Consider the following 791-nt stretch of genomic DNA (forward strand, 5'->3'; position numbering starts at 1 on the left):
TTTTTACCCCTGCTCAGGTTAGAAAAGTACTACGTCGCAAGTATTGCGACTGAAATTACGGAGTAGCGTTCGATGACAAAAAAAATACAGTTGTCGCGACAAATGCGTAAGATGCCATTGGCTCTTGCTGTTGCGGCTGCATTCTCTACACCAACTTCTGCTGTTCAGTTCTACATTGGTGATTATGAAGCCAGTATTGATACCACCTTGTCTGCAGGTGCGAGTTGGCGTTTAGAAGATCCCCATCCATACAATATTGGTTTGGGAAATGGTTTTTATGGCCAGAGTGCAAACTCTTCAAATGCGAAATACGAAGCATTAGGTGCCTCGATTAACAGTGATGATGGTAACCTGAACTTCGAGAAAGGCGATACCTTCTCTGAAACGATTAAAGGCAGTACTGATTTTTTAATTCAAGGCGATAGCGTTGGTGCTTTTGCGAGAGTGCGTTATTGGTATGATTTCGTGCTTGAGGACGAGAAGTTCGCGAATGATGGTGTGAACCCTACGCGTACTTTGAGTAAAGACGGTCAAGATAATGCATCCGATATAGAGCTAATGGATGCGTATATTTTTGCTGACTTCTATTTGGGTGAAATGCCTTTAAGCGTTAAAGCGGGTAAGCAAGTTGTGAGCTGGGGTGAATCGACCTTCATTATCAACGGTATTAACGTGATCAATCCAGTCGATTTACCAGCATTTAGAGCGCCGGGTGCAGAAATCAAAGATGCCTTATTGCCTGTAAATATGTTGTATTCGTCGTTAGGTTTGACTGAAAACGTTAGTCTAGA

At 42.7% G+C, this 791-nt stretch carries 1 protein-coding gene; it reads left to right on the forward strand.

Going from position 1 to position 791, the window contains the following annotated elements; translation table 11 throughout:
- Window positions 1-72: 72 nt before the first annotated feature.
- Window positions 73-791, forward strand: a 719-nt coding sequence (locus A3762_RS16350; RefSeq protein ID WP_156493520.1) for a DUF1302 domain-containing protein, incomplete at its 3' end; no start/stop codon positions are given.

This window comes from Oleiphilus sp. HI0125, assembly GCF_001635355.1.